Source organism: Algoriphagus sp. SE2, assembly GCF_039563885.1.
Classification (GTDB): Bacteria; Bacteroidota; Bacteroidia; order Cytophagales; family Cyclobacteriaceae; genus Algoriphagus.
Genome location: NZ_JBCLWJ010000017.1, coordinates 26285 through 50066 on the forward strand (window position 1 = coordinate 26285; position 23782 = coordinate 50066).

The following is a 23782-nucleotide window of genomic DNA, read 5'->3' on the forward strand; positions in this document are numbered from 1 at the left end:
TATTCACTTCATTTTAAAGTTTAAATTCTTAAAAAATGAACAAAAACGCTAGAATATATATTGCTGGTCATAGAGGTATGGTAGGATCAGCCATTTGGAGAGCTTTAGAAGCAAAGGGATATACAAATCTTATAGGAAGAACTTCCAAAGAACTGGACTTAAGAAACCAGAATGAGGTTTCTGAATTTTTTTCTAGTGAAAAACCAGAAGTAATAATTGATGCTGCTGCAAGAGTGGGTGGGATTTTGGCGAATAATAATTATCCATATCAGTTTTTGATGGAGAATATGCTTATTCAAAATAATCTTATTGATTTTTCATTAAAGACTGATGTTCAGAAGTTTATTTTCTTAGGTTCCTCATGTATCTATCCCAAAATGGCACCACAACCATTGAAAGAAGATTATTTATTAACTGGGCCATTGGAACCTACCAATGAGTGGTATGCTGTTGCAAAAATAACTGGCGTTAAGGCTTGTGAAGCGATTAGGAAGCAATTTGGGAAAGATTATATTTCTTTAATGCCAACTAACTTATATGGACCATACGATAATTTTGATCTAAAAACTTCACATGTACTCCCTGCTATGATTCGCAAATTCCATGATGCAAAAGAGTCAGGCAATAGCCACGTGGAACTTTGGGGGTCAGGCACTCCTATGAGAGAGTTTTTATTTGTTGAGGATTTAGCGGATGCAGTGGTTTTCGCCTTGGAAAATAAATTTCAGGATAATCTGTATAATGTAGGTACGGGAAAAGATTTAACTATAAAAGAGCTAGCCGAGCTTATTCAAAAAACAGTCGGTCATACCGGAGAAATTATATGGGATTCGAGCAAGCCTGATGGTACCCCTCGAAAATTGATGGATGTATCTAAAATGGAATTCGCAGGCTGGAAAGCAAAAGTTGAACTTTCTGAGGGCATCAATAAAACATACCAATGGTTTTTAGAAAATAAAGAGAATTTTAAAGAGGTTAAAATTTAAAAGGGGCATTAATTTCATCTCTTAAAAATTTCTAAACCAAGAGGAATTGAAATTAGCAGTACTTATAACCTGCCACAATAGAAAAGATAAAATTGGAAAATGCATGGAGAATATTTTCCATCAAGAACTTTTTTCATATTCTGATACAATTTTGTTTTCAACAGAAATGTATCCTCTTCCAGCTCCAAAACCTGAGGAATGGTGGTATTATGGACTTGAACATGTTCGGCATATTGCTCTGTATTCCGAGAAAACATTATCCCAAATTGCAAAACATTTTAATTGTTATTATTACCGAATAGGTAGATTACATATCCTAAGTAAATTAATTATTCCTAAAAAGTTTTTGACCTAAACAAGATTTTCAAGATTTTGCTGCGGTAAATAGATTAGTAGGAAGCTTGAATCGAAAACCTGAGCAGACCACTTATACATTGTGAAAACCCAAAATTTAAATTCAATCGAAAATAATGATTTATTTAAATTGATTAAAAAAAATATATTTAAGAACAATTAAAGGTCCTCCAAAACTTTCAAAAATTAAAATATAAAAGATGAAAACTGCATTAATTACCGGTGTCACTGGTCAAGATGGCTCATATTTGGCCGAATTATTATTGGAAAAAGGATATCAGGTACATGGTATCAAACGGAGAGCTTCTTCCTTTAATACCCAAAGAGTGGATCACCTTTATCAAGATCCACACGAAAAGCCGGTTAGATTTAAAATGCACTATGGTGATTTAACAGATTCAACCAATATTATTCGAATCATCCAGGAAGTTCAACCTGATGAAATCTATAATTTAGGAGCAATGTCTCACGTAAAGGTATCTTTCGATTCTCCTGAATATGTAGCAAACGTTGATGGTATTGGTACTTTAAGAATTTTAGAGGCTGTTAGGATTTTGGGTTTAGAAAAAAAGACTCGAATCTATCAGGCATCTACTTCTGAACTATATGGTGGAATGCCAGAAAACAAAAATGAAAAAGGATTCTATGATGAGAATTCTCCTTTTTATCCGAGATCTCCTTATGGAGCAGCTAAGATTTATGGTTTTTGGATTACCAAAAATTACCGCGAAGCCTATAATATGTTTGCATGTAATGGAATCCTTTTCAATCATGAATCACCTAGGAGAGGAGAAACATTTGTGACAAGGAAAATCACCATGGCGACTGCAGCAATTGCAATGGGCTTACAAGATTGTTTGTATTTGGGTAATTTAGAATCTTTGCGTGATTGGGGACATGCAAAAGATTATGTCAAAGCAATGTGGTTAATTTTACAACAAGAAAAGCCTGAGGATTTTGTAATTGCTACAGGAGTTACGACCAAAGTAAGAGACTTTGTGGAGATGTCATTTTCATACATAGGCTTCAAAATCAGATGGGAAGGTGAAGGAGCAGAAGAAAAAGGCTTCCTTGATGCTATTGATGAAAATAAATATTTTGCAGCAACAGGTCAAAATGTTCAACCTAAGATTTCTGCACTCATTAAATCTCCAATAGTCAAAGTAGATCCACAATATTTTCGTCCAACAGAAGTTGATTTACTATTAGGTGACCCAACTAAATCTAAAACTCAATTAGGTTGGACACCTGAATATGATCTTGAAGGACTTGTAAATGATATGATGCAATCTGACATAAAACTCATGGAGAAAGATATTCATTTAGTCGAGAAGGGACACGAGATTTTCAGACAGTCGGAGTAATCTTTATGACCTTTAAAATAGCTATTACTTCAATAGTGATTCTATTACTAGTGATGGTCTTATTCAAAAATTGGATTAGGCCATCACTTGCTTTTCTTACAGCAGTTTTTTTATTTATCCTCATCGGGATACTTTCTATTGACGATTTTTTACTTGGGCTTGCTAATAAACAAATAGTTCTGATATTCCTATTAATTATTTTGACTTCGGGTATTCAAAAAAATTTAGGAAAGGAGTTTTTCTATAAAATTTTTAGCAAAAGATTATCATCTTCTCAGTTTAGAATCAGAATGATGGTACTTGTTTCAGGTCTTTCAAGTGTCCTGAATAATACGCCGGTTGTAGCTTTTATGATTCCTTTTGTAAAGGATTGGGCAGATTCAAACGGTTATTCACCTTCCAAATTCTTAATACCACTTTCTTTTGTTACAATTCTTGGTGGCATGGTTACGCTTATTGGAACTTCAACAAATTTAGTTTTGAACGGTTTAATTATTCAATCAGGCTTAGACCCTTTAAATTTTCAAGACTTTTTATATTTGGGCTTAATTGTAACTCTAATAGGGTTGGCTTACTTGAGTATTTTTTCAGAAAAATTGCTGCCGAATAATAAAGGAAGTAAAGAAGAGATTATTGGTCACTTGAATGAATATTTAGTTGAAACAAAGGTTAATAAATCATCTCCTTTAATTGGTAAAACAATAGAGGAAGCAGGGTTAAGACATTTGAAGGAACTTTTTTTAGTTGAAATAAAAAGGGGGAATAGAAGCATAACAGCGGTTTCATCAGATAGGCTAATCAATGCTGAAGACATTTTGTTTTTTGCAGGTAACACAAAGTCCATTTTGAACTTAATAAATGAAAAGAACGGTTTAGAGCTTCCAGAAGAAAGTCAAATATATTCAAATAGATTTAGTGCTTTATCAGAAGCAGTAATTCCCTCTGGAAGCGATTTGGTTGGTCAGACCATTAAAGAGTCTGGATTTAGAGATAGGTTTAAAGCATCAATTATTTCTGTTCATAGAAAAGGAGAAAAGGTATCTGGTAATTTAGGCCAAATAAAACTTATGGCCGGCGATTTGATATTATTGATGGGATCCAGAGATTTTGAAATTAATATCTCCAATAGAGAAATTATTTTATTGTCAAAAACGGGTGAAATCTCAGGAAAACTAACTTTTAATAAAATACTTCCCAGTATTTTATCAGGAGCGATCTTATTATTAGGAGTTTTCGGTATCATTGATTTATTCTTGGCTGCTTTTGTCGGAATTATATTGATGATGATATTGAATGTTTTATCTATTCAGAATATTAAAAATGCAGTTGATTTAGATTTATTGGTAATTTTAATCTCAGCTTTAACAATAGGTATTGCAATACAAAGTTCGGGGACAGCCAGTTATGTGGTAAAAAACATGAACCTTCTTCTTATTGGGGCTTCACCATTGATTTTAATATCGGTCCTTTATTTGATTACTTTAGGACTAACTTCTTTGATTACAAACGCTGCAGCTGTTTCTATCATGTTTCCTATTGCATATGAAATGGGATTACAAGCAGGATTACCACTTACACCGTTTTTTATTGCAATTGCCTTTGCCGCATCTGCGGATTTTATGACTCCAATAGGCTACCAAACAAATTTAATGGTAATGGGGCCAGGGAATTATAAATTTAAAGACTATACTAAGATTGGCTTTCCGCTTACCATCTTATATTCCTTTGCAACAATAGTGTTTATTAATTACTACTATCTTTAAAATGGATAATCATATTCATCCTACCATTTTTAAAATTTCTAAAAAGCAGCGATCTGAAAAATTGAATCAAACACCAAGGTTACTCTGGTTTACAGGGCTTTCTGGATCGGGTAAATCTACGCTTGCTAATGCTGTAGAATCACGCCTATTTGAAGAAGGTTATCACACCTATCTATTAGATGGAGATAATGTTAGAACTGGCTTAAATAACGATTTAGGTTTTTCGGATGAAGACCGAATAGAAAATATCCGTCGTATTTCTGAGGTAAGTAAATTAATGATGGATTCTGGTATCATCGTATTATCAGCATTTATCTCTCCATTTCAAAAAGATAGGGAATTAATCTCAAACTTGGTTGGGGAAGATAACTATATAGAAATATTTGTGGATTGTCCAATTGAGGTATGTGAAGCAAGAGATGTTAAAGGACTATATGCGAAAGCTAGAAAGGGATTAATAAAAGATTTCACAGGAATAGATTCACCCTATGAAGAACCTACTAATCCTTTTCTACATATTCATTCGGATAGAGAAAAATTGAATTTTTCAGTTGATCAAATAATAAATGCTGTTAAAGAAAAACTCTCTTTTTGAAAAATTATAAATAAATCTAAACCCTGAAAATAAAGTCATGGGAAAATATTATTTATCACATTTAAAAGAACTCGAGTCGGAAGCCATATTTATAATCAGAGAAGTTGTTTCTCAATTCGAGAAGCCAGCACTATTGTTTTCTGGTGGTAAGGATAGCATACTTTTGGCACATTTGTCAAAAAAAGCATTCTATCCGGCAAAAATCCCATTCCCCCTAATTCACATAGATACAGGGCATAATTTTCCAGAAACTTTAGAATTTAGGGATGCATTAGTTGAGGAATTAGGGGTACAATTAGTAGTTGGGTCGGTTCAGGAAAGCATTAATAAAGGAAGAGTGAGAGAAGAAACTGGCGTAAATGCCAGTAGAAATGCTCTTCAAACCATTACACTTTTAGATACTCTTGAAGAGCTAAAAATAGATGCAGCTATGGGTGGTGCAAGACGTGATGAAGAAAAGGCAAGGGCAAAGGAACGTTTTTTCTCACACAGAGATGAATTTGGTCAATGGGATCCAAAAAACCAAAGACCTGAGCTATGGAATCTTTTTAATGGAAGAAAGCATCATGGTGAACATTTTAGAGTATTTCCAATTTCAAATTGGACAGAAATGGATGTTTGGCAATACATAAAAGAAGAAAATATTTCCTTGCCATCACTTTACTTTTCGCATGAAAGGGAGTGCGTAATAAGAGATAATGTAATATTGGCAAAATCTGAATATTTACCTCTTAAACCAGGAGAGGAAGTCCAAAAATTAGTTGTTAGATACAGAACCTGTGGTGATATGCCAATTACGGGAGCAGTACTTTCGAAAGCCAATTCACTAGAATTGATTATTGAGGAAGTTGCTACTACAAGAACAACAGAACGTGGTACAAGAGCAGATGATAAACGAGGTGAAACAGCCATGGAGGATCGAAAGAAAGCGGGCTATTTTTAGTACAAGGGTTAACCCTTTAAAATTTCGTTGCCAGGAGGTTTTCATAACCTCAGTTATAATAACAAATAGCATTCATTAAAATGTCAATTCAAGAAAATAATCAATTATTGCGCTTTACCACTGCAGGATCTGTGGATGATGGGAAGAGTACCTTAATAGGTCGACTACTGTATGACTCTAAATCAATATTTGAAGATCAAATTGAAGCTGTAAAAACTTCTTCAGAAAAGAAAGGCTTTGACTATGTTGATTTATCACTTATTACTGATGGTTTAAAATCAGAGAGAGAGCAGGGGATCACAATTGATGTTGCTTACAGGTATTTCGCAACCCCAAAACGAAAATTTATTATTGCAGATACACCTGGACATACCCAGTATACTCGGAATATGGTTACTGGGGCATCCACAGCCAATCTTGCCATAATTTTAGTAGATGCAAGGAAAGGATTGTTAGAGCAAACCTACAGGCATTCATTTATAGCTTCATTACTTAAAATTCCTCATGTAGTTGTTTGTGTGAATAAAATGGATTTGGTGGATTATTCAGAGGAAGTATATAATAATATAGTTTCTGATTATAAGGCTTTTTCTAGTAGACTTGACATTAAGGATGTACAATTTGTACCAATATCGGCATTAAAAGGAGATAATGTTGTTGATAGGTCTAAAAACATGCCTTGGTACGAAGGTTCAACTTTGTTATATCACTTGGAAAATGTTCATATTGCTTCAGATTTCAATCATATTGATTGCAGATTTCCAGTTCAAATGGTGATTAGACCACATACCTTGGATTTTCAAGACTATAGAGGGTACGCAGGAAGAATAGATGGAGGGATTTTTAAACCTGGAGATGAAATAAAAGTTTTGCCTTCCGGCTTTTCGTCTAAAATTAAATCTATCGAGTTAAATGGTGAAACCATTTCAGAAGCGTATGCTCCTATGTCAGTCACTATGACCCTTGAAGATGATATCGATATTTCAAGGGGTGATATGATCGTTAGACCAAAAAATCAGCCAAATGTAGATCAGGATTTAGAGGTAATGGTTTGTTGGATGAATCAGAAAGAATTACAAAGCAGAACCAAGTTGATCGTAAAACATACCACAAAAGAATGTCAGGCTATGGTTAAAAATATCCAATATAAAATCGATGTAAACACATTACATAGAATAGAGGATATTGAAGAAATAGGTATGAATGATATAGCTAGAGTATCTATTCGTACTGCACAACCTATATTTTTTGATTCTTACAGAAAAAATAGGATGACAGGTTCTATTATTTTAATTGATCCAAATACTAACGAAACAGTTGGTGCGGGGATGATCATTTAATTAGTTCAAAAACAAAGTCAAGCTTTATAAAAGTCTGATTCCACTAGATGGAAAAGAAAAGTCTTAATTAGGTAATTACTAAGTTTTAAAAAGGAATACGTGATTTTTTACTGTAAAGAGAATCCTGATCACTCTTGGATGAAACTTTCTTTATTATGGGTTAGTGCATTTTAAAAATAAAACTGTGAAAACTGAAATTAAAATCAAAGAACTTACTTCACTAGCCAAAAAAGCTTCTCTTGAAGCAGGAAAAGCTATTCTCGAGATCTATAACTCATCAGATTTTGGAGTTGAGATGAAAGGAGATAACTCTCCTTTAACCAAGGCAGATCAAGCAGCACACAAAGTGATTGTTGGTTCCTTGGAAAAAACTTCTTTGCCGATTTTATCTGAAGAGGGAAGAGATATTTCTTATGAAGAGCGAAAGAATTGGGGATATTTTTGGATGGTTGATCCACTTGACGGTACGAAAGAATTCATCAAGAAGAATGGTGAGTTTACAGTGAATATAGCATTAATCCATCATGGAAGACCTATACTCGGTGTAGTATATGCACCGGTATTAGAATGGTTGTATTGGGGAAATGAAAAGGAGGGGGCTTGGAAGCAAGAAGGAAAGAAGCAGGTTACTCAGTTAAAGAATCAGCATTCAATTGAAGTCAAAACCATAGTAGCGAGTAGATCTCACTTGAGCAAAGAAACACAAGAATTTATTGATCAATATCCAGGCGTAGAAGTAATTTCGATGGGCTCATCTTTAAAATTTATGTTAGTAGCAGAAGGAAAGGCACAGATTTATCCAAGAATCGCACCTACTATGGAATGGGATACTGCTGCTGCTCACGGAGTTGTTTTATCTATGGGAGGTGAGGTGCTTCAACTCCCTTCTCATGAGCCTCTTATATACAATAAAGAAAATCTTTTGAACCCATCTTTTGTAACTCTTTTAAATAATACTAATTGATTTCAAAAATCAAATCAAGGATCAAAGGCCTTGACGTCAATACAAAAGAAGTTGTTAATAAATCTGGTTGGTCAATGATCGTAAAGATTGTTGGCTTAATTGCTGGTTTCTTAGTTAGTATTTTTTTAGGGAGAACATTAGGCGCTGAAGGTTTAGGGGTTTTAAATTTATCTACCAAGATTATTGGGGTAATAATGGTATTTAGCCTCTTGGGAATTAACACTGTAGTTTTAAAAAACATATCTATTAGCTTTGAAAATAAAAATTGGAATGAAGTTGCTAATACTATATTTTCAGCATTTTGGATAACTTTTCCAATATCAATTCTCTTTTCAATTTTATTATTTTCAATTAGCCCCTGGTTAAGTATATCGGTATTTCAGGAGCCTGAATTGTACATTCCTCTAGCGATTGCATCTATAGCATTAATTTTCCAAGTACAATCTCGAATATTTTCCTCGGGAATAAATGGATTTCGTAAAATTTGGCAAAGTAATCTTACCAATGATACTCTTAGCTATGGAGTTATTTTGATTGGTTTAATCCTATTCTATTTTTTTGATATTCAAATTTCACTAGTTAATGTAGCTATACTTTATGGAGTAAGCAGGCTTATAGTATTATTGACTGTTGGGACTTATTGGAGAACTATTTTCCATTTCAAAGGTAAAAGGAGTTTTTTGGGAACTCCAATGCTCAAAGTTGGACTTCCTTTACTTCTAGTATCTGCAGGTTCACTTATCTCAAGTAATGCAGATGCAGTAATGCTAGGTTGGTTAAGTTCTGCAAAAGAAGTGGGGTTTTATTCTGTAGCTGCCAAATTGGGTTTAATGACCTCTTTTTTTCACATGGTAACAGTTTCTACACTATCACCAAAAATCGCTTCGCTTTATCAATTAGATAAAATAAAAGAACTTGAATTAATGGTTCAAAAAGTTACTAAAGTGTTGATTTTTATAGGTTTAGCAAGTGTTTTTGTATTTATTGTTTTCGGGAAATTTGTTTTGAATCTATGGGGAAGTGAATTTCAAACAGCTTATATCCCCCTTATTATTATTACAATTGGACAACTTTTTAATATTGGAACAGGTGCTACTGGAATAATATTAATAATGACGGGTTTTGAAAAAATTGTCGGTAGGATTGTCTTGATATTTGCTTTATTGAATTTGGTTTTAAATTACTTATTAATTCCAATGTATGGCGCGATTGGGGCGGCACTAGCAACTGCAATAACGTTAGCTTTCGAGAATATTTTAAAATATTTTTTACTAAAAATGAAGTTGTCAATAAATACAATAAAACTTAATTAGATTATAATATAAAAAACTGTGTCTCATCAAAGTCCAATATTTCTTATTTCATTACCTAGAAGTGGATCTACATTACTTCAAAGAATTATTTCGAATCACCCTGATATTGCTACTACATCAGAACCGTGGATGGCACTTCCTTTATTTTATAAAAATTTATTTGATAATTTAGAAATTAAAAAAGATCTTCCTTATAGTGGAAATACTAGTCAAGTAGCTATAACTGAATTTTTATCGAATTTTAAAAATTCTAATTTTACATTAAAAAGAAATTTAGCAATTTTTTATTCTTTATTATGTAGTGATTTAGCCAAAGAAAAAGGTAAGGTTTATTTTCTTGACAAAACTCCTCGATACTACTATATCTTGGATGAACTTATTGATTACTTCCCTAATTCAAAGTTTATTATTCTTCATAGGAATCCTTTTGCTATTTTAAATTCAATATTAAAAACTTGGGTTAAAAAAAATCCATTCTTTTTAGGATATTATAAAGATGATTTAACTATAGGTTATAAGACTTTAGAAGAATCAAGAAAAATAGTTAATTCAAACCTATATCATGTGGAATATGATGAAATTATTAAAAATACTGAATTGGAATTGAAAAATTTATGTAATTTTTTAGGTGTTAATTATTTCAGTGATATGTCTAATTTAGTAATTAAAGACAAGTTTAAATTAGGAGACCCTGTAAATGCATTCAGTAAAACTGGTATAGATAAAGATTTAAAAGAGGATTGGAAAACAATTAATAATGTACAATCTTTTCGATTTTATAAAGATTATTTTGATTACTTAAAAAATAATGGCTATGCCATAAATCATACATTTAATTCCTATTTCAAATCACATAATTATCCCTTTTATAAGTTTCGTACTATTTCAATGGATTTTGTTTTTCACGATAAGCTTAGGCGATTTTCAATTCCAATATCAAAGATTGCTAGAAAATATAAATTTTTTATTCTATAGATGATACTTAAAAAGGAAAAAGCTGATATATTTTTATTATTGCTGTTATTTATATTAAATGGTAATAATGTCATTTACAATTTATTTTATATATTACCTACCGCAGTAATTAATTTATTCTATTTATGTTTAGTTTTATTGTTTTCTATTTTATTTAGAGTTAATATCTATTTGAATAAAAGGTTTATTATATTATTTATAATGTTTTTAATTTTACTTATTACACAATCGTTTTTGCTAAATGACCGTCCAATAATTGGTAAGGTTGTTAGATATTTTTTTAATTTTAGTATAGGTTATTTGATATTTTCATTCATTGATAGGGGTAGTTTATCTTTTCTTAAAAATATTATTAAGTTTATTGTGATTAGTAGTCTTGTTGTCTGGATTCCTACCTCAATTTTACTTGATATTTTTAATATTAATGTTTTGAATTTTATCCCATCTGTTTTAAGATGGCAAGGAAGTGCTAATAGTTTAGATTACAGTCATATATTAATTTACAATTTTAGAAATATAGATAATAATATTTATTTCTGGTTTAGGAATAGTTCATTCTATTGGGAACCTGGTGCTTTTGCTGGTACTCTTTTAATGGTTTATTTAATTGCAATTTTATATCGTAATGTGTTTTCAGTTAAAAATTTTAAGGAACTCGAATTCTGGATTATTATTGGGGTATTATCTAGTTTGAGTACTAGTGGCCTATTGATTCTACCATTTATCTTTTTATACTCTAGGTTTCAAAGCAAAAATAGAATTAATGAATACCTGAAATATTTTTTATTCATTGTTCCAACTTTAGCTCTTTTAATATATTTCGCATTTAACTTTTTACCTGTTCTTGGAGATAAAATTCTATCTCAATTAGATTTAGTTTCTTTGGAAAAATCTGGAAGTGATTCTACTAGACTTGGTTCTTTATTGTTTTTATGGAATTTAATTTTGGATCAACCCTTTATTGGGTATGGTTTATTTGTTGACAGTTCTAATTGGTACGATTTATTAGAATCTTTGTACTTTAATAGCGATCATGAAATAGGTAATGGATTCGGTTTATTATTGGCTCAATGTGGTGTTATTTTTAGTTTTTTCTTTTTCTATTTGATATTTATAAATATCAATTCATTTTATAAGAGTTACTTTTCAAGTTTCTTTATATTGATAGTTCTGTTGTTAATTTTGCAAAGTCAAGCTTGGTTTAATTATCCTGTTATTTATTTATTTGCTTATTTAAATTTCAATAAACGGTGAAATTCTCTTTAATTATTCCTGTTTTTAACCGTAGAGAAATTACTTTGAAGGGTTTAGAGTATCTACATAATGCTATATTATTTGAAGAAAATATTGATCTTAAAATTTTTGTTGTGGACGATGCTTCTTCAGATGGTACCTCCGAAGCCATAAGAGATAAATATCCTAATGTTTATATACTGAAAGGAGATGGTAATTTATGGTGGAGTGGTTCTATTAACTATTGTTTAAATCATATTTTAAATAATAATATTCTTACAGATTATTTTATTTTATGGAATGATGATTTGGTTATTGAGGAAAATTATTTCACCATGCTACTTGATGTAGTTAGATCTTATCCTGATCATATAATATCTAGTATAGTTTATTATCTCTCTGATCCAAAAAAGATTTTTTTTAATGGTGCAAAATTTGATTCCAGTACTGGCAAGAAATCTATTATTAATGGAGGTATGATAGATAAAGGTAATTTTCCTATTATTACTGAATGTGATTGGACAGGTGGTATGGGAGTTATAATTCCAAAAAAGGTTATTACTTCTATTGGATTTTTTGATTCAAAAAGATTTCCTCAGTATTATGGAGATTGTGATTTTATGTTAAGAGCTAAAAATTCTAACTTCAATATAATTTGTCATTCTTATTTAAAAGTTTGGAATGATAGAGATTATACTTCTTTTCAAACCAATAATTCATTTATTAACTATTTTAAAGGTCTTAATATTATTAAATCTAATTTTAATATTTTTATTGATTTTAAATTTTATAACAAACATACCAGCAAATTTATTGCTTTTAAATCTGTTTTATTTAAACATTTAAAAATAATAGGTTCTATATTTATTAATAAATTTAAATCATTTTTGCTTTTTCTACTACAATTTAGACTGTTTTTATATAATTCTTTTTTTAATAAAATTCCTTTTTCCTTTATAAGAAATTTTTTCTCTCGTTTTTATTTAAAACTCGGTAAAAAAAGTTCTATTCGAAGTAGGGTTGAAATTCTGAATTTATATCCTAAAAGTCAAATAGATATAGGACAAAACACAATTATCAATCGGGGAGTCTTACTCGATGGAAGAAAAGGTAAATTAATTATTGGAAATAATGTAAGTATTTCTAGGGATGTTCAGATTTATACCTTAGAACATAAAGTTGATTGTGATTATTTCTCTACCCAACCAGGCGATGTGGTTATTGAGGACTATGTTTGGATAGGTGCAAGAGTTATTTTAATGCCAGGTATTACACTGGGTAAAGGGTGTGTAATCGCGTCGGGTGCAGTTGTTACAAAAGATGTTCCCAATAATACCTTATATGGCGGTATACCTGCAAAATTTATTAAAAACCGTACTTCTAATTTAAAGTATACTTTGAAAGACAATCAGTTTTTTCAATAAAAAACATAAAACATATGAATAAGATTCTTACATCTCCATCTTCTATTGGACAAATTAGTTCTGCTCCTTTTGATTTACTTAATGAGCATGGTTATGAATATATCAATAATCCTTATGGACGTAAATTAACTGAAGATGAGGTTATCGATTTAGCCAAAGACTGTATTGGAATTGTTGCTGGAGTTGAACCTTTGACTCCTTATGTAATGGATAACCTTCCTAATCTAAAATGCATCAGTAGAGTAGGGGTTGGCTTAGATAGTGTAGATTTAGAATATGCTAAGAAAAAGGGTATTGTTGTTACTTATACCCCAGATGGCCCCACTAGAGCTGTTGCTGAACTTACTCTTGGAATGACTTTATCTCTTTTAAGAAGAATCCCCCAAGCTCATAGAGATATGAGAAACCATAAATGGGGTAAACAAATTGGCAACCTATTATTTGGTAAACGTATCGGAGTTCTTGGATTAGGAAGGATTGGTAGATTAGTCTCTGAGTTATTTAGAGGTCTAGGTAATCCAGTGATGGGCTTCGATCCATATGCAGACTCATCTTGGGCTAAAGAGAATAATGTTGATTTGGTTGACTTTGATGAACTAATAAAAAGTTGTGATATTTTAACGATTCATGTGCCACCTTCAGATTCACCAATAATTGGAAAGACTGAATTAGCATTAATGAAAAAGGGATCATTTTTAATAAATATCTCAAGAGGTGGTATAGTTGATGAAGGAGCCATGTTAGAGGCATTAGTTTCTAATTCTTTGGCAGGGGCGGCAATAGATGTTTTTGATCAAGAACCATATTCTGGCCCACTTTGTGATCTTGATAATGTAGTATTAACACCTCATCTAGGTTCCTATGCGAAAGAGGGTAAACTAAAAATGGAAGTGGATGCTGTTCAGAATCTAATTGATGTATTAAAAAATGTTTAACCTACTACAAAAAGCCATTTCAACTTTACGAAGAGAGGGGATAAGTTCAGCAGTAAACAAAACCACAAATCGATTCAAAGCTTGGAAATTAGCCCAAAGTACAGATTTGACTTCTCAAAAAGTGAAATGGGAAAAGTTAAAAGATAAGTATAAGGGAGAAAGAGTTTTCTTGATTGGAAATGGCCCAAGCTTGAATAAAACACCATTATATTTATTAAAAGATGAATATAAAATGTGCTTTAATCGCTTCCATATAATGTTGGAAAGATTGAATTGGCAGCCAGATTTTTTTCTAACTTCGGATAATTTGGTGTTATCTGATTTGGTAAAAGAGTTTGATGAGATTATTCCAAAAACAACTTATTCTTTTTTCCCAGGGATACATTTTAGGGGGTACAATTTTATTTCTGAAATAGAAAAATTTGATAATGCTTTTTGGACGATACAAAAGATGGGTAAAGGGTTTTCTACAGACCTACCTAATATTTATCCAGGGGGCTCTGTTATTTACGAAGGGTTTCAAATTTTAAAATATCTAGGTTTTGATGAAGTTTACTTGCTAGGTGTTGATATGAATTATAAAGTTCATACCACTGCCAAAATGTTAGAAAAAAAGGGGATTGACATCCAGTCACAAGATGATGATGATCCAAACCATTTTGATCCTAGATATTTTGGAAAAGATAAAAAATACCATCAACCTGAAAAGTTTGTCATAGATAACACAATTAAAGATCTAGAATATTTAGCTAATTCTGTCACAGATGATAATTTTTCAATTGTAAATGCAGGTTACGATTCGAAACTTAGCTGTTTTCCGAAAACAGATTTACTGGAAGTTTTGAAAAAATCTGATGAAGTTGTGGAAACTTTGTTTTCTGATTTATTTGAAAGGGTAGCGAAAGAACAAGACCTTAGTTTAAAATTTGAAAATCTTCCTTTAGTTCAACTTGATTCGATTGAAATTGATGCTTTATCTTCCTTTAAAATAGATAGCTCAAAAGGGATTGGAGAGATTTCAAAACTTATTTTCAAATTTATACCTCTGGGTCCTTACAAGGGACACTATTACTTTATTAAACGAAAAGATATCTAATGAACAAAGTTGGAATTATCGGCTATGGCAAAATGGGCCAAATCAGGCATCACGCCATCGGAGAGGTGGGAAATGCCCAAGTTATAGCAATTTCAGAACCTACTATTGGAGCGGAATATAACTCTATTCCGAATTTGACACACGAAGAGATAATATCTCATGAAGAAATAGATACAATAATTATTTGCACTCCAAATTTATATAATAAACCCTTAACTATTAAGGCGTTAAAGGCAGGAAAAAATGTCTTTTGTGAAAAGCCACCAGCTTTTACTGGAGAAGAAATGGAGGAAGTTAGGAAAGTGGAAGAAGCAAACCCTCAATTAAGACTAATGTATGGTTTTAATCATAGACATCATGATAGTATCATGGATATGAAAAAAATTATTGATAGTGGAGAATATGGGAAAATACTATGGATGAGAGGAAGATATGGAAAGAGTGTTACCCCTGATTATTTTAACGAATGGAGAGCGAAAAAAGAATTATCGGGAGGCGGTATTGTCATTGACCAAGGGATTCACATGCTCGATTTATTTTTGCACCTAGGTGGAAACTTTGATACAGTAAAAGCTGAAGTTTCAAATCTATATTGGAATTTGGAAGTTGAAGATAATGCCTTTGTTATTCTTAAAAATTCAGAAACAGGACTAGTTGCTAATCTTCATTCCACTATGACTCAATGGAGGCATTTGTTTTCAATTGAGGTGTTTTTAGAAAAGGGATATATGGTAATGAATGGGTTAATTACTTCTTCAATGTCTTATGGTGAGGAAGTATTATCTATTGCAAAAAACAGGTCTACAGCTCCTGCTGCTACTTGGAAGGATGAAGTAAAAACCCAATACACTGATAATAACAGTTGGAGATATGAAATGGAGCATTTTTTCAATGCAATCAGAACTGGCGATAAAATTACTATTGGATCTTCGGAGGATGCATTAAAGCTGATGAAGATCATTGATAAAATATACGAGCAAAAGGAATTTTAAGGATTGATCAATAAAATTTAGACACAATGAAAAACTATTTTGAAGATTATAGGAAAAGAATAGATAACATATTAGATACGGTAGATACAGATGCTCTTGGGGAAGTTGCCAAAGTCATGATTGAAGCTTTTAAAAATGGGAAAACAGTCTATGTCTGTGGTAATGGAGGAAGCGCAGCAACAGCTTCTCACATGCAAGCTGATTTTAGTTTTTTTGTAAGATATTTCACCAAATTCAGACCTAAGGTTAAGGCTTTAACTGACAATGGTCCAATCATAACTGCAATAGGCAACGACACCTCTTTTCATGATGTTTTTGTTGAGCAACTTAAAGGGAATTTTGTTGCAGGAGATGTTTTAATTCTTATTTCGGCTAGTGGTAATAGTGAGAATGTGGTTAGGGCAGCAAATTATGTAAATGAGAAAGGAGGAACTTCAATCGGTTTTGTAGGCTTTGAGGGAGGTAAATTAAAGGAGGTTACTAAGGTTTGTCTTTATACCCCCAATCCAAAAGGAGACTACGGTCCAATCGAAGATGTTCACATGATTTTTAATCATGTTTTAGTTAATTACATGTGCCATAATGAAGAATTTTTGGCAATTCCAGAGGTATGATGACTATTGATTATTCAGGTCAGACAGTACTAGTAACAGGCGGGACAAGAGGGATTGGAAAAGCTACAGCAGATTTGTTTTATGAGCTAGGTGCCAATACAATAGTTACCGGAACCAAACAATCTGAAATAGATTCCTTTAACAAGACCAATCAAGATCCAAGGAAACATTTTCTACAATTGGATTTAGCATCTGATACATCATTCGATTCTTTTACTAAAGATCTATTAACTTTTGATAGACTAGATGTTTGCATAAATAATGCAGGAATTAACATTATTGAAACACTAGAGGATGCAAAGTTAAGTGATTTCAATCTTATCCATAAAATTAATGTAGAAGGTCCATTTAGGATCATGCAAGCTATTTTGCCAAAAATGAGGAATAATAAATATGGCAGAATAGTAAATATTGCATCAATTTGGGGAGTAATTACACGACCAAAGAGGTCTATGTATGCTACTTCGAAACATGCATTAATAGGATTGACAAAAACAGCCGCAATTGAATGGGCTCAATGGAATATTTTAGCTAATTGCGTTAGCCCTGGCTTTACCAAAACTGAATTGACACGTAATACGAATACGCAAGAACAGATTGAAGAAATAGAGGAAAAAATACCAATAAAGAGAATGGCAGAACCTATAGAAATGGCAAAGGCTATCGCTTTTTTGGCATCCTCTTACAATACATACATTACAGGACAAAATTTAACCATAGATGGGGGATACACAATTATTTGATTTTAAGATTAAATCACAAATTCAGGATTATGAGGTGAGTTTTGTTGATAACCTAGATATTTCTTTAAGCACAGAACTTATTGAAGGTGATTTTATTATCATTGATAAAAAAATAAAAGATCTTTATTCTGACTCATTTTCAAAGGTATTAGAAAACTATAAGTATATCATAATTGAAGCGAGCGAAGCTCAAAAGAGTTATGAAGGTGTCATTCCCGTTTTAAATTCTCTAATGACTGGAGGGTTTAAAAAGAACCATAGACTAATTGCAGTTGGAGGTGGAATTACCCAAGATGTTACGGCATTTATTGCATCAATTTTATACAGAGGAGTAAAATGGTTGTTTTACCCCACTTCTTTGCTGGCTCAAGGCGACTCTTGTATTGGAAGTAAGACTTCTATTAATTTTAGAGAATTTAAAAATCAGGTCGGGGGATTTTATCCTCCTTTAAAGGTCTTTATCTATCCTGAATTTGTAAATACTCTACCAAAATCAGAAATACAATCTGGTATGGGTGAGATGTTACATTATTTCATTGTGTCGGGAAAAGAAGATTTTGATTTTTATAAAAGTCTTTACAAAAGTGCTTTCGAAAACCGGGATGATTTGCAAAAAATTATTCAAAGGAGTCTGAAAATTAAGAAAGGATATATTGAAAAAGATGAATTTGATAAGCACATAAGACAGGTTTTCAATTATGGACATTCATTCGGCCATGCGATTGAATCTTTGACTAATTATTCGATTCCTCACGGTGTAGCGGTGAGTTTTGGAATGGATTTATCTAATTACGTTTCGGTAAAAATGGGATTAATTGAACCTAAAATCAGAGAAGAGATTAGAGCAATTACAAGTTATATCTGGAACGGATATTCAATTAATAAATTAGACTACGAGAAATTGATCCATGCTCTAGGAAGAGACAAAAAAAATGTTGGAAATCAATTAGGCCTGATTTTAAATAAAGGATATGGAAAGATTTTCAAGGATTTAGTTGATCCAGGAGAACCTTTTAAAACATGGATAAAAGAATATTTTCAAGAAATTAAAACAAGATGATTTTAGATAAAATACAACATATCGAAACTTATAAAGGTGTATCTCCTGACATTTATAAGGGTTTACAATTTATTGCTTCTGCTGACAAGGACATTAAACTCGGTGAATATACTATCTCAGAAAAAGTAAAAGCATTTGTTACGGAATATGAGACAGTAGAGAATTTTGAGAGGGGATTTGAAGCTCATAAACATGAAATAGATATTCAATATCCTATTTCCGGATATGAGCGCATTAAATGGTCTCCCATTGATAACATGGAAATCAATATTCCATATGACGAAAAAAAGGATAGAACATTTTATAAATCTCCCTCAGAACAAATGACTGAAGTAGTGATTGGAAACGAATATTTTGCGATATTTTTCCCTCAAGATGGTCATGGACCTCAACATTACTTTAAAGAAAAAGAGTTGATTAAAAAGATAACTGTCAAGGTATATATTTAATGAATATTCCAAAAATTACAGCGCTAGTTCCAATGAAAGGACACTCCGAAAGAGTTCCAAATAAAAATATTAGAGATCTGGCAGGTAGGCCAAGTTTCCATTGGATTATGGATTCTCTTTCGGCTTCACCATATATTTCTGAAATTCTTGTCAACACAGATTCAAAAGAAATTGCAGAGAGCGCTGCTAGTAATTTTGATAAAGTTCGAATCTTAGAAAGGCCAGATTTTTTATTGGGTGACATGGTTAGTATTCAACCACTGATTGAATATGATATTAGTAAAGGGAATACTGATTTTTATTTACAAACTCATAGTACAAATCCACTCGTAAAAACAGAAACGATCAATAAAGCAATCGAGGTCTTTTTTAACCAAAATGAGCATGATGCATTGTTCTCAGTTACTCCAGTTAAAACTAGATTTTATTGGAAAAATGGAAAAGGGATTAATCATGATCCAAATGTGCTAATTAGAACTCAAGATCTTGAGCCAATTTTCGAAGAAAACTCTTGTCTATATATCTTCTCAAAAGAAACTAACAAAAAATGTAAAAACAGATTAGGAACTAATCCTTTGATGTTTGAAATGGAAGAGTTAGAGGCCACCGATATTGACTATTGGGAGGATTTCTTATGGGCTGAATTTTTACTTAAGTTAAGGGAGAAAGGAGAGCTGAAATAGTTTACATTTCCTCATGAAATTGATCAAAATAGCGTTTCCTTCAAAATAGAACTTTATTTGAAAGAATGCCTTTTATCCTTTCTACAAAGAGGATTGACATTAATTCTCATATTGGATTTGACTTTATCAAATATTAAATCGAAACAAAGTTTTTATTACCTATAGTTTTTCCATTTTGGATAAGTGAGAAATGTAGTGCTCCTCTGAGTATTATTATAAAGTACAAATCAAGGACAAATGAAAAATAAATCTCTTAAAAATAAATTAAAACTTAACGAGCTTACACTTGGATCTTGGTTGACAATAGGGCATCCAGCAATAGCTGAAATTCTATGTAATTATCCCTTTGATTGGTTAACTATAGATATTGAGCACAATTTGTTTGACCCCAGCCAAATACGAAGCCTTATTTCTATTATTCAAAGTAAAGAGAAAGCTGCATTAGTCAGAGTTTCAAAAAATGAGGAGGTAGTAATCAAGCATGTGTTAGATGCCGGGGCGGATGGGGTGATTGTCCCAATGGTTAATTCAAAAGAGGATGCGCAAAAAGCAGTTGAATTTGTTTATTATCCTCCATTTGGGAAGCGAGGAGTAGGGCTTTCGAGAGCCCAAAACTACGGAGATGGATTTGAGAGTTATAAGGAATGGTTAAATGATCATGTTGTCATTGTTGCTCAAATTGAACATATAGATGGAATTAGAAACTTAAAGGACATTATTTCTACTCCGGGTATAGATGCAATAATTGTAGGGCCTTATGATTTATCTGGGTCTTTGGGGTATCCAGGAGAATATCACCGAGAAGAAGTGATAGAGGCTCTAAAATATTTAGAAGAAACATGTGTTGAAAATAAATTCCCAATGGGGTACCATGTCGTACCTCCAGATAGCGATTTATTTTCTAAGACTAAGGAGAAAGGATATAAGTTTATAGCTTTAAGCACTGATTTTCTATTCCTTGGCAATTCTTTGAAACGATTTATGGAGAGTATATAAATTTGATGAAAGGATTATTTTTCGATGCGAGCGCTACGATGCTTGCTAAAAATCATTTACCAATTGCAGTTGCATTTGATAAACAGGTAAATGATTTCCAAGCTGTTTTTGTTTCGGGTGAAATATCTAGCAATGTAAATATTGAGATAGAGAAGAATTCAAAAACAGAATTAGAAAAGTTTTCCCATATTCCTGTAATAAAAGAGGGGTCTTTTACGGTAGAAGAGATTAGCAAAATTCTTAATTTACATAAGCCTGATTTTATCTTTATTGGTGCCTATAGAATTTACGACCAGTTATGGTGTAATATTGCATTAAAAAGAAATATTAATGTTTATAATTATCAACATGGCTTTGAGGTAAATAGTGTGAATTACACTTTTAGAGGAGCTCTATTCAAATTTAAGAAAAGCTTTAGGCTGATTTCAACTGCGTTTAGACTTTCAAAATTCTCAAAAGTAAATTCTTTCAAACTTGTGAGTGATTATGTCTCTTATATCCTTAGTGGAAAGACTTCTGAGAGTTCCTTACTGAAACATAGATCATTTCATCCATTTCACACCTTTGTTTACTCTGACTTTTACAAAGTCTTTTGGCACAACAAATATGGATTTGATGATTCAAAAATGTCCATAATCACTCCTCATGATTTTCTTTTGGCAGCACAAGCCTGTAAATCACCTAAGATAAAAGGTGTTTGTTATATTACGCAGACGTTGGTAGAAGATGGAAGAATGACCGAAGCTTCATTTAAACGACTTTTAAAAGATTATTTATTAATAGCAAAGCAATCTGAGAAATTCATAATAAAGCTTCACCCAAGAGCTAATATCGATTATTATAAGGATTTTGAACTTCTAAGTAACGTAACCATTCAAAGAGATTTTCCTAATTGTGAAATTTATCTCACTCATTATTCTTCGATGATTTTTGCAGCTGCAAATATATCTGGCAAATTAATACTACACGAACTTCCAAAACATCCAACACCTGAAGTATTTTATTCAATAGCACCATATATTGTTCATAGTGCAGGAGAAATATTGGACTTGATAAACCAGACTTTCAAAACCAGTAAACCTAGTTTAAAGGTGAAAGAGAGGCTAGATAACTTTGATTTTAATAAAATTGAAGATCCTTTTGGTAAAATTGTTGAGAAGGTATTAACCTATCAAATGAACAATTAATACTTTGTTAGACCTTAATATCGTAGGTGTGCTGTTATTAGATTTGATTCAAATAAAAAAATAGTTGTAAGTTTTTTATGAATTTTAAGAAAGGTCTTTTATTCTTTTTGTTTACTAGCTTCATAAGCTATGGTTATACTCAAACCAAAATTTATAAGGACTTTTTTTTGTTAAACGATTTTCAAAGAAGGTCAATTTTTTTAGAAAGTGACTCAATCCTACCTTTGAATCAAACTCTTTTTAATAAAAATGAGATTTCAATAGAGTTATCCCCCTTAAACTCTTTATCCAGAATAAATACAGGCCGACCCTATGGTTGGAATGATTACGGATTAAATCCCAATGTTGGTTATCAACAATATTTATCGTCAGGAGTAAAATCAAAATGGAAGTTTGTCACTCTCAATTTTCAACCTGAGATTTATTATAATTCAAATTTGAAATATGATGGATTTCCTGATGACTTAGATTCTGATCAAGTAACTGATCGATTTCAAGCATTAAATAAGGGCGATTATCCGGAGTATTTTGGTAGAGGTAACAATTTCAATGTTTGGTGGGGTCAATCCAAACTTGCATTAAATTATGGGGCTTTTGAATTTAAGCTTTCTACTGAAAATATTTGGTGGGGACCTGGACAATGGAATGCCCTGGTTTTCTCAAATAATGCGAGAAGTTTTCCTCATCTTAGTATAAACACTGTTAAACCAGCTAAAACTTTTCTTGGGGATTTCCAAGGGCAATTATTAATTGGTTCTTTTAAAGACTCTGGTCTGGCCCCTTTAATTAATCAAGCTTACAATGATCGATATTTTAAATCTTTTAATGGGGATTTTAAATATCTTAATGCTATCATGATCTCTTATAACCCAAAATGGGTTGAAGGCCTTCATTTAGGGTTTACTCGTACTTTTCAAGTTTACAATGATTTAAGAGGCAATACTTTTTATGATTGGTTCCCAGTATTTGAAGGATTTCAAAAGAAGAATTTTTTTGAAAACGGGAATACAATTGATTTTGATAGAAATGGTAGAGATCAACAAGTGACAATTTTTGGTCGTTATGTTTCTAAAAAAGCCAAATCAGAATTATATTTTGAGTTTGGAAAACGAGACCATAACTACTCTTGGAGGGAATTTTTGTTGAACCCAGAACATGCGAGGGCTTTTTTATTGGGATTTAATAAATTATTTTCTTTGCCAAATTCGGGGCAATTTATTCAGGTTAAATCTGAAATAACGCAACAGCAAGAATCTATAAATCGATATATTAGGTATCCAGGTCTTAAAGGGAATAATTCATGGGCAACAAATACTTTAGCAAGAGGCTTTTCTAATTTTGGTCAGGCAATGGGGGTAGGTTCAGGTTTGGGATCCAATGTTCAAACAATAGAAATTTCGAAAATTAAAAGTTTTAATAAAATCGGATTCATGTTTGAACGACTTGAAAATAATCAAGACTTTTATTATAAAGCCCAACTGCAAAATACAGAACGAAAACCTTGGATTGACCTTTCTTTAGCCTTTCTCTTTGATAAGCAATTTGATAAAATATTGCTGAGTTCTAAGCTTCAAGTTATCCGTGCCCGTAATTACCAGTGGCAGCTGGATCCAGCCAGTACACCTGATTTTCCAACGGGCAAAAATCTTACTAGTGTTATGGGCCAGGTATCTGCTATTTATTTTTGGAATAAAAAAAATCAGGAAAGATAAAAGTTTCAATTTTATAATCTTAATCCTTGACTTTCTTTTAAAGATTGGGTTTTTATTGTAG

At 32.0% G+C, this 23782-nt stretch carries 23 protein-coding genes; all 23 read left to right on the forward strand.

Annotated features, from left to right (window positions below):
- The first annotated feature begins 35 nt into the window (after positions 1-35).
- Positions 36-986 (forward strand): GDP-L-fucose synthase, encoded by a 951-nt coding sequence (locus AAGF08_RS17120; protein WP_343512557.1) that lies wholly within the window; start codon positions 36-38, stop codon positions 984-986.
- Between the two features lie 103 nt (positions 987-1089).
- Positions 1090-1341 carry a hypothetical protein gene (locus AAGF08_RS17125; RefSeq protein ID WP_343512558.1) on the forward strand — a complete coding sequence of 84 codons (252 nt, stop codon included), beginning with the start codon at positions 1090-1092 and terminating at the stop codon, positions 1339-1341.
- 199 nt (positions 1342-1540) lie between these two features.
- On the forward strand, positions 1541-2704 hold the full coding sequence (gene gmd, locus AAGF08_RS17130) for a GDP-mannose 4,6-dehydratase (protein ID WP_343512559.1): 1164 nt from the start codon (positions 1541-1543) through the stop codon (positions 2702-2704).
- A 53-nt stretch (positions 2705-2757) separates the two neighbouring features.
- Positions 2758-4467, forward strand: a complete 1710-nt coding sequence (locus AAGF08_RS17135) for an SLC13 family permease (RefSeq protein WP_343512624.1) — start codon at positions 2758-2760, stop codon at positions 4465-4467.
- 1 nt (position 4468) lies between these two features.
- Entirely contained in the window at positions 4469-5062 is a 594-nt protein-coding gene (cysC, locus tag AAGF08_RS17140; protein ID WP_343512560.1) for an adenylyl-sulfate kinase, read from the forward strand.
- A gap of 37 nt (positions 5063-5099) precedes the next feature.
- Positions 5100-6005 (forward strand): sulfate adenylyltransferase subunit CysD, encoded by a 906-nt coding sequence (gene cysD, locus AAGF08_RS17145; protein WP_343512561.1) that lies wholly within the window; start codon positions 5100-5102, stop codon positions 6003-6005.
- Positions 6006-6085: 80 nt separating this feature from the next.
- Entirely contained in the window at positions 6086-7345 is a 1260-nt protein-coding gene (cysN, locus tag AAGF08_RS17150) for a sulfate adenylyltransferase subunit CysN (RefSeq protein WP_343512562.1), read from the forward strand.
- A gap of 184 nt (positions 7346-7529) precedes the next feature.
- Positions 7530-8309: a 3'(2'),5'-bisphosphate nucleotidase CysQ gene (gene cysQ / locus AAGF08_RS17155; protein WP_343512563.1), complete on the forward strand. Its 780-nt coding sequence runs from the start codon at positions 7530-7532 to the stop codon at positions 8307-8309.
- Positions 8306-9622 (forward strand): oligosaccharide flippase family protein, encoded by a 1317-nt coding sequence (locus AAGF08_RS17160; protein ID WP_343512564.1) that lies wholly within the window; start codon positions 8306-8308, stop codon positions 9620-9622. The genes cysQ and AAGF08_RS17160 overlap by 4 nt, the downstream gene beginning before the upstream one ends.
- A gap of 18 nt (positions 9623-9640) precedes the next feature.
- Entirely contained in the window at positions 9641-10597 is a 957-nt protein-coding gene (locus tag AAGF08_RS17165; protein WP_343512565.1) for a sulfotransferase, read from the forward strand.
- A complete protein-coding gene (locus AAGF08_RS17170) occupies positions 10598-11851 on the forward strand; it encodes a hypothetical protein (protein WP_343512566.1) in 1254 nt (417 codons plus the stop codon). It abuts the gene before it with no gap.
- Complete coding sequence (locus AAGF08_RS17175) at positions 11848-13254, forward strand: glycosyltransferase (RefSeq protein WP_343512568.1); 1407 nt, start codon at positions 11848-11850, stop codon at positions 13252-13254. Before AAGF08_RS17170 ends, AAGF08_RS17175 begins: the two co-directional genes overlap by 4 nt.
- Before the next feature lie 14 nt (positions 13255-13268).
- On the forward strand, positions 13269-14189 hold the full coding sequence (locus tag AAGF08_RS17180) for a phosphoglycerate dehydrogenase (RefSeq protein WP_343512569.1): 921 nt from the start codon (positions 13269-13271) through the stop codon (positions 14187-14189).
- Positions 14182-15285, forward strand: a complete 1104-nt coding sequence (locus AAGF08_RS17185; RefSeq protein ID WP_343512570.1) for a 6-hydroxymethylpterin diphosphokinase MptE-like protein — start codon at positions 14182-14184, stop codon at positions 15283-15285. Before AAGF08_RS17180 ends, AAGF08_RS17185 begins: the two co-directional genes overlap by 8 nt.
- Positions 15285-16277 (forward strand): Gfo/Idh/MocA family oxidoreductase, encoded by a 993-nt coding sequence (locus tag AAGF08_RS17190; RefSeq protein WP_343512571.1) that lies wholly within the window; start codon positions 15285-15287, stop codon positions 16275-16277. Before AAGF08_RS17185 ends, AAGF08_RS17190 begins: the two co-directional genes overlap by 1 nt.
- A 26-nt stretch (positions 16278-16303) precedes the next feature.
- Positions 16304-16891 carry an SIS domain-containing protein gene (locus tag AAGF08_RS17195; RefSeq protein WP_343512573.1) on the forward strand — a complete coding sequence of 196 codons (588 nt, stop codon included), beginning with the start codon at positions 16304-16306 and terminating at the stop codon, positions 16889-16891.
- On the forward strand, positions 16888-17634 hold the full coding sequence (locus AAGF08_RS17200; protein WP_343512574.1) for an SDR family oxidoreductase: 747 nt from the start codon (positions 16888-16890) through the stop codon (positions 17632-17634). The genes AAGF08_RS17195 and AAGF08_RS17200 overlap by 4 nt, the downstream gene beginning before the upstream one ends.
- Positions 17612-18694, forward strand: a complete 1083-nt coding sequence (locus AAGF08_RS17205) for an AroB-related putative sugar phosphate phospholyase (cyclizing) (protein ID WP_343512575.1) — start codon at positions 17612-17614, stop codon at positions 18692-18694. The genes AAGF08_RS17200 and AAGF08_RS17205 overlap by 23 nt, the downstream gene beginning before the upstream one ends.
- Complete coding sequence (locus AAGF08_RS17210; protein WP_343512576.1) at positions 18691-19143, forward strand: YhcH/YjgK/YiaL family protein; 453 nt, start codon at positions 18691-18693, stop codon at positions 19141-19143. Before AAGF08_RS17205 ends, AAGF08_RS17210 begins: the two co-directional genes overlap by 4 nt.
- On the forward strand, positions 19143-19826 hold the full coding sequence (locus AAGF08_RS17215) for an acylneuraminate cytidylyltransferase family protein (RefSeq protein WP_343512577.1): 684 nt from the start codon (positions 19143-19145) through the stop codon (positions 19824-19826). Before AAGF08_RS17210 ends, AAGF08_RS17215 begins: the two co-directional genes overlap by 1 nt.
- A gap of 237 nt (positions 19827-20063) precedes the next feature.
- A complete protein-coding gene (locus AAGF08_RS17220; RefSeq protein WP_343512578.1) occupies positions 20064-20822 on the forward strand; it encodes an aldolase/citrate lyase family protein in 759 nt (252 codons plus the stop codon).
- 5 nt (positions 20823-20827) lie between these two features.
- A complete protein-coding gene (locus AAGF08_RS17225) occupies positions 20828-22009 on the forward strand; it encodes a hypothetical protein (RefSeq protein WP_343512579.1) in 1182 nt (393 codons plus the stop codon).
- Between the two features lie 224 nt (positions 22010-22233).
- On the forward strand, positions 22234-23721 hold the full coding sequence (locus tag AAGF08_RS17230) for a capsule assembly Wzi family protein (protein ID WP_343512580.1): 1488 nt from the start codon (positions 22234-22236) through the stop codon (positions 23719-23721).
- Positions 23722-23782 lie beyond the last annotated feature (61 nt).

Coding starts and splice junctions, on each gene's coding strand:
- AAGF08_RS17185 (WP_343512570.1), top strand. CDS start 14,182: ATGTTTAACCTACTACAAAAAGCCATTTCAACTTTACGAAGAGAGGGG.
- AAGF08_RS17210 (WP_343512576.1), top strand. CDS start 18,691: ATGATTTTAGATAAAATACAACATATCGAAACTTATAAAGGTGTATCT.
- AAGF08_RS17205 (WP_343512575.1), top strand. CDS start 17,612: ATGGGGGATACACAATTATTTGATTTTAAGATTAAATCACAAATTCAG.
- AAGF08_RS17220 (WP_343512578.1), top strand. CDS start 20,064: ATGAAAAATAAATCTCTTAAAAATAAATTAAAACTTAACGAGCTTACA.
- AAGF08_RS17180 (WP_343512569.1), top strand. CDS start 13,269: ATGAATAAGATTCTTACATCTCCATCTTCTATTGGACAAATTAGTTCT.
- AAGF08_RS17215 (WP_343512577.1), top strand. CDS start 19,143: ATGAATATTCCAAAAATTACAGCGCTAGTTCCAATGAAAGGACACTCC.
- AAGF08_RS17125 (WP_343512558.1), top strand. CDS start 1,090: ATGGAGAATATTTTCCATCAAGAACTTTTTTCATATTCTGATACAATT.
- cysC (WP_343512560.1), top strand. CDS start 4,469: ATGGATAATCATATTCATCCTACCATTTTTAAAATTTCTAAAAAGCAG.
- AAGF08_RS17225 (WP_343512579.1), top strand. CDS start 20,828: ATGAAAGGATTATTTTTCGATGCGAGCGCTACGATGCTTGCTAAAAAT.
- AAGF08_RS17200 (WP_343512574.1), top strand. CDS start 16,888: ATGATGACTATTGATTATTCAGGTCAGACAGTACTAGTAACAGGCGGG.
- gmd (WP_343512559.1), top strand. CDS start 1,541: ATGAAAACTGCATTAATTACCGGTGTCACTGGTCAAGATGGCTCATAT.
- AAGF08_RS17190 (WP_343512571.1), top strand. CDS start 15,285: ATGAACAAAGTTGGAATTATCGGCTATGGCAAAATGGGCCAAATCAGG.
- AAGF08_RS17135 (WP_343512624.1), top strand. CDS start 2,758: ATGGTCTTATTCAAAAATTGGATTAGGCCATCACTTGCTTTTCTTACA.
- AAGF08_RS17170 (WP_343512566.1), top strand. CDS start 10,598: ATGATACTTAAAAAGGAAAAAGCTGATATATTTTTATTATTGCTGTTA.
- cysN (WP_343512562.1), top strand. CDS start 6,086: ATGTCAATTCAAGAAAATAATCAATTATTGCGCTTTACCACTGCAGGA.
- AAGF08_RS17195 (WP_343512573.1), top strand. CDS start 16,304: ATGAAAAACTATTTTGAAGATTATAGGAAAAGAATAGATAACATATTA.
- cysD (WP_343512561.1), top strand. CDS start 5,100: ATGGGAAAATATTATTTATCACATTTAAAAGAACTCGAGTCGGAAGCC.
- AAGF08_RS17120 (WP_343512557.1), top strand. CDS start 36: ATGAACAAAAACGCTAGAATATATATTGCTGGTCATAGAGGTATGGTA.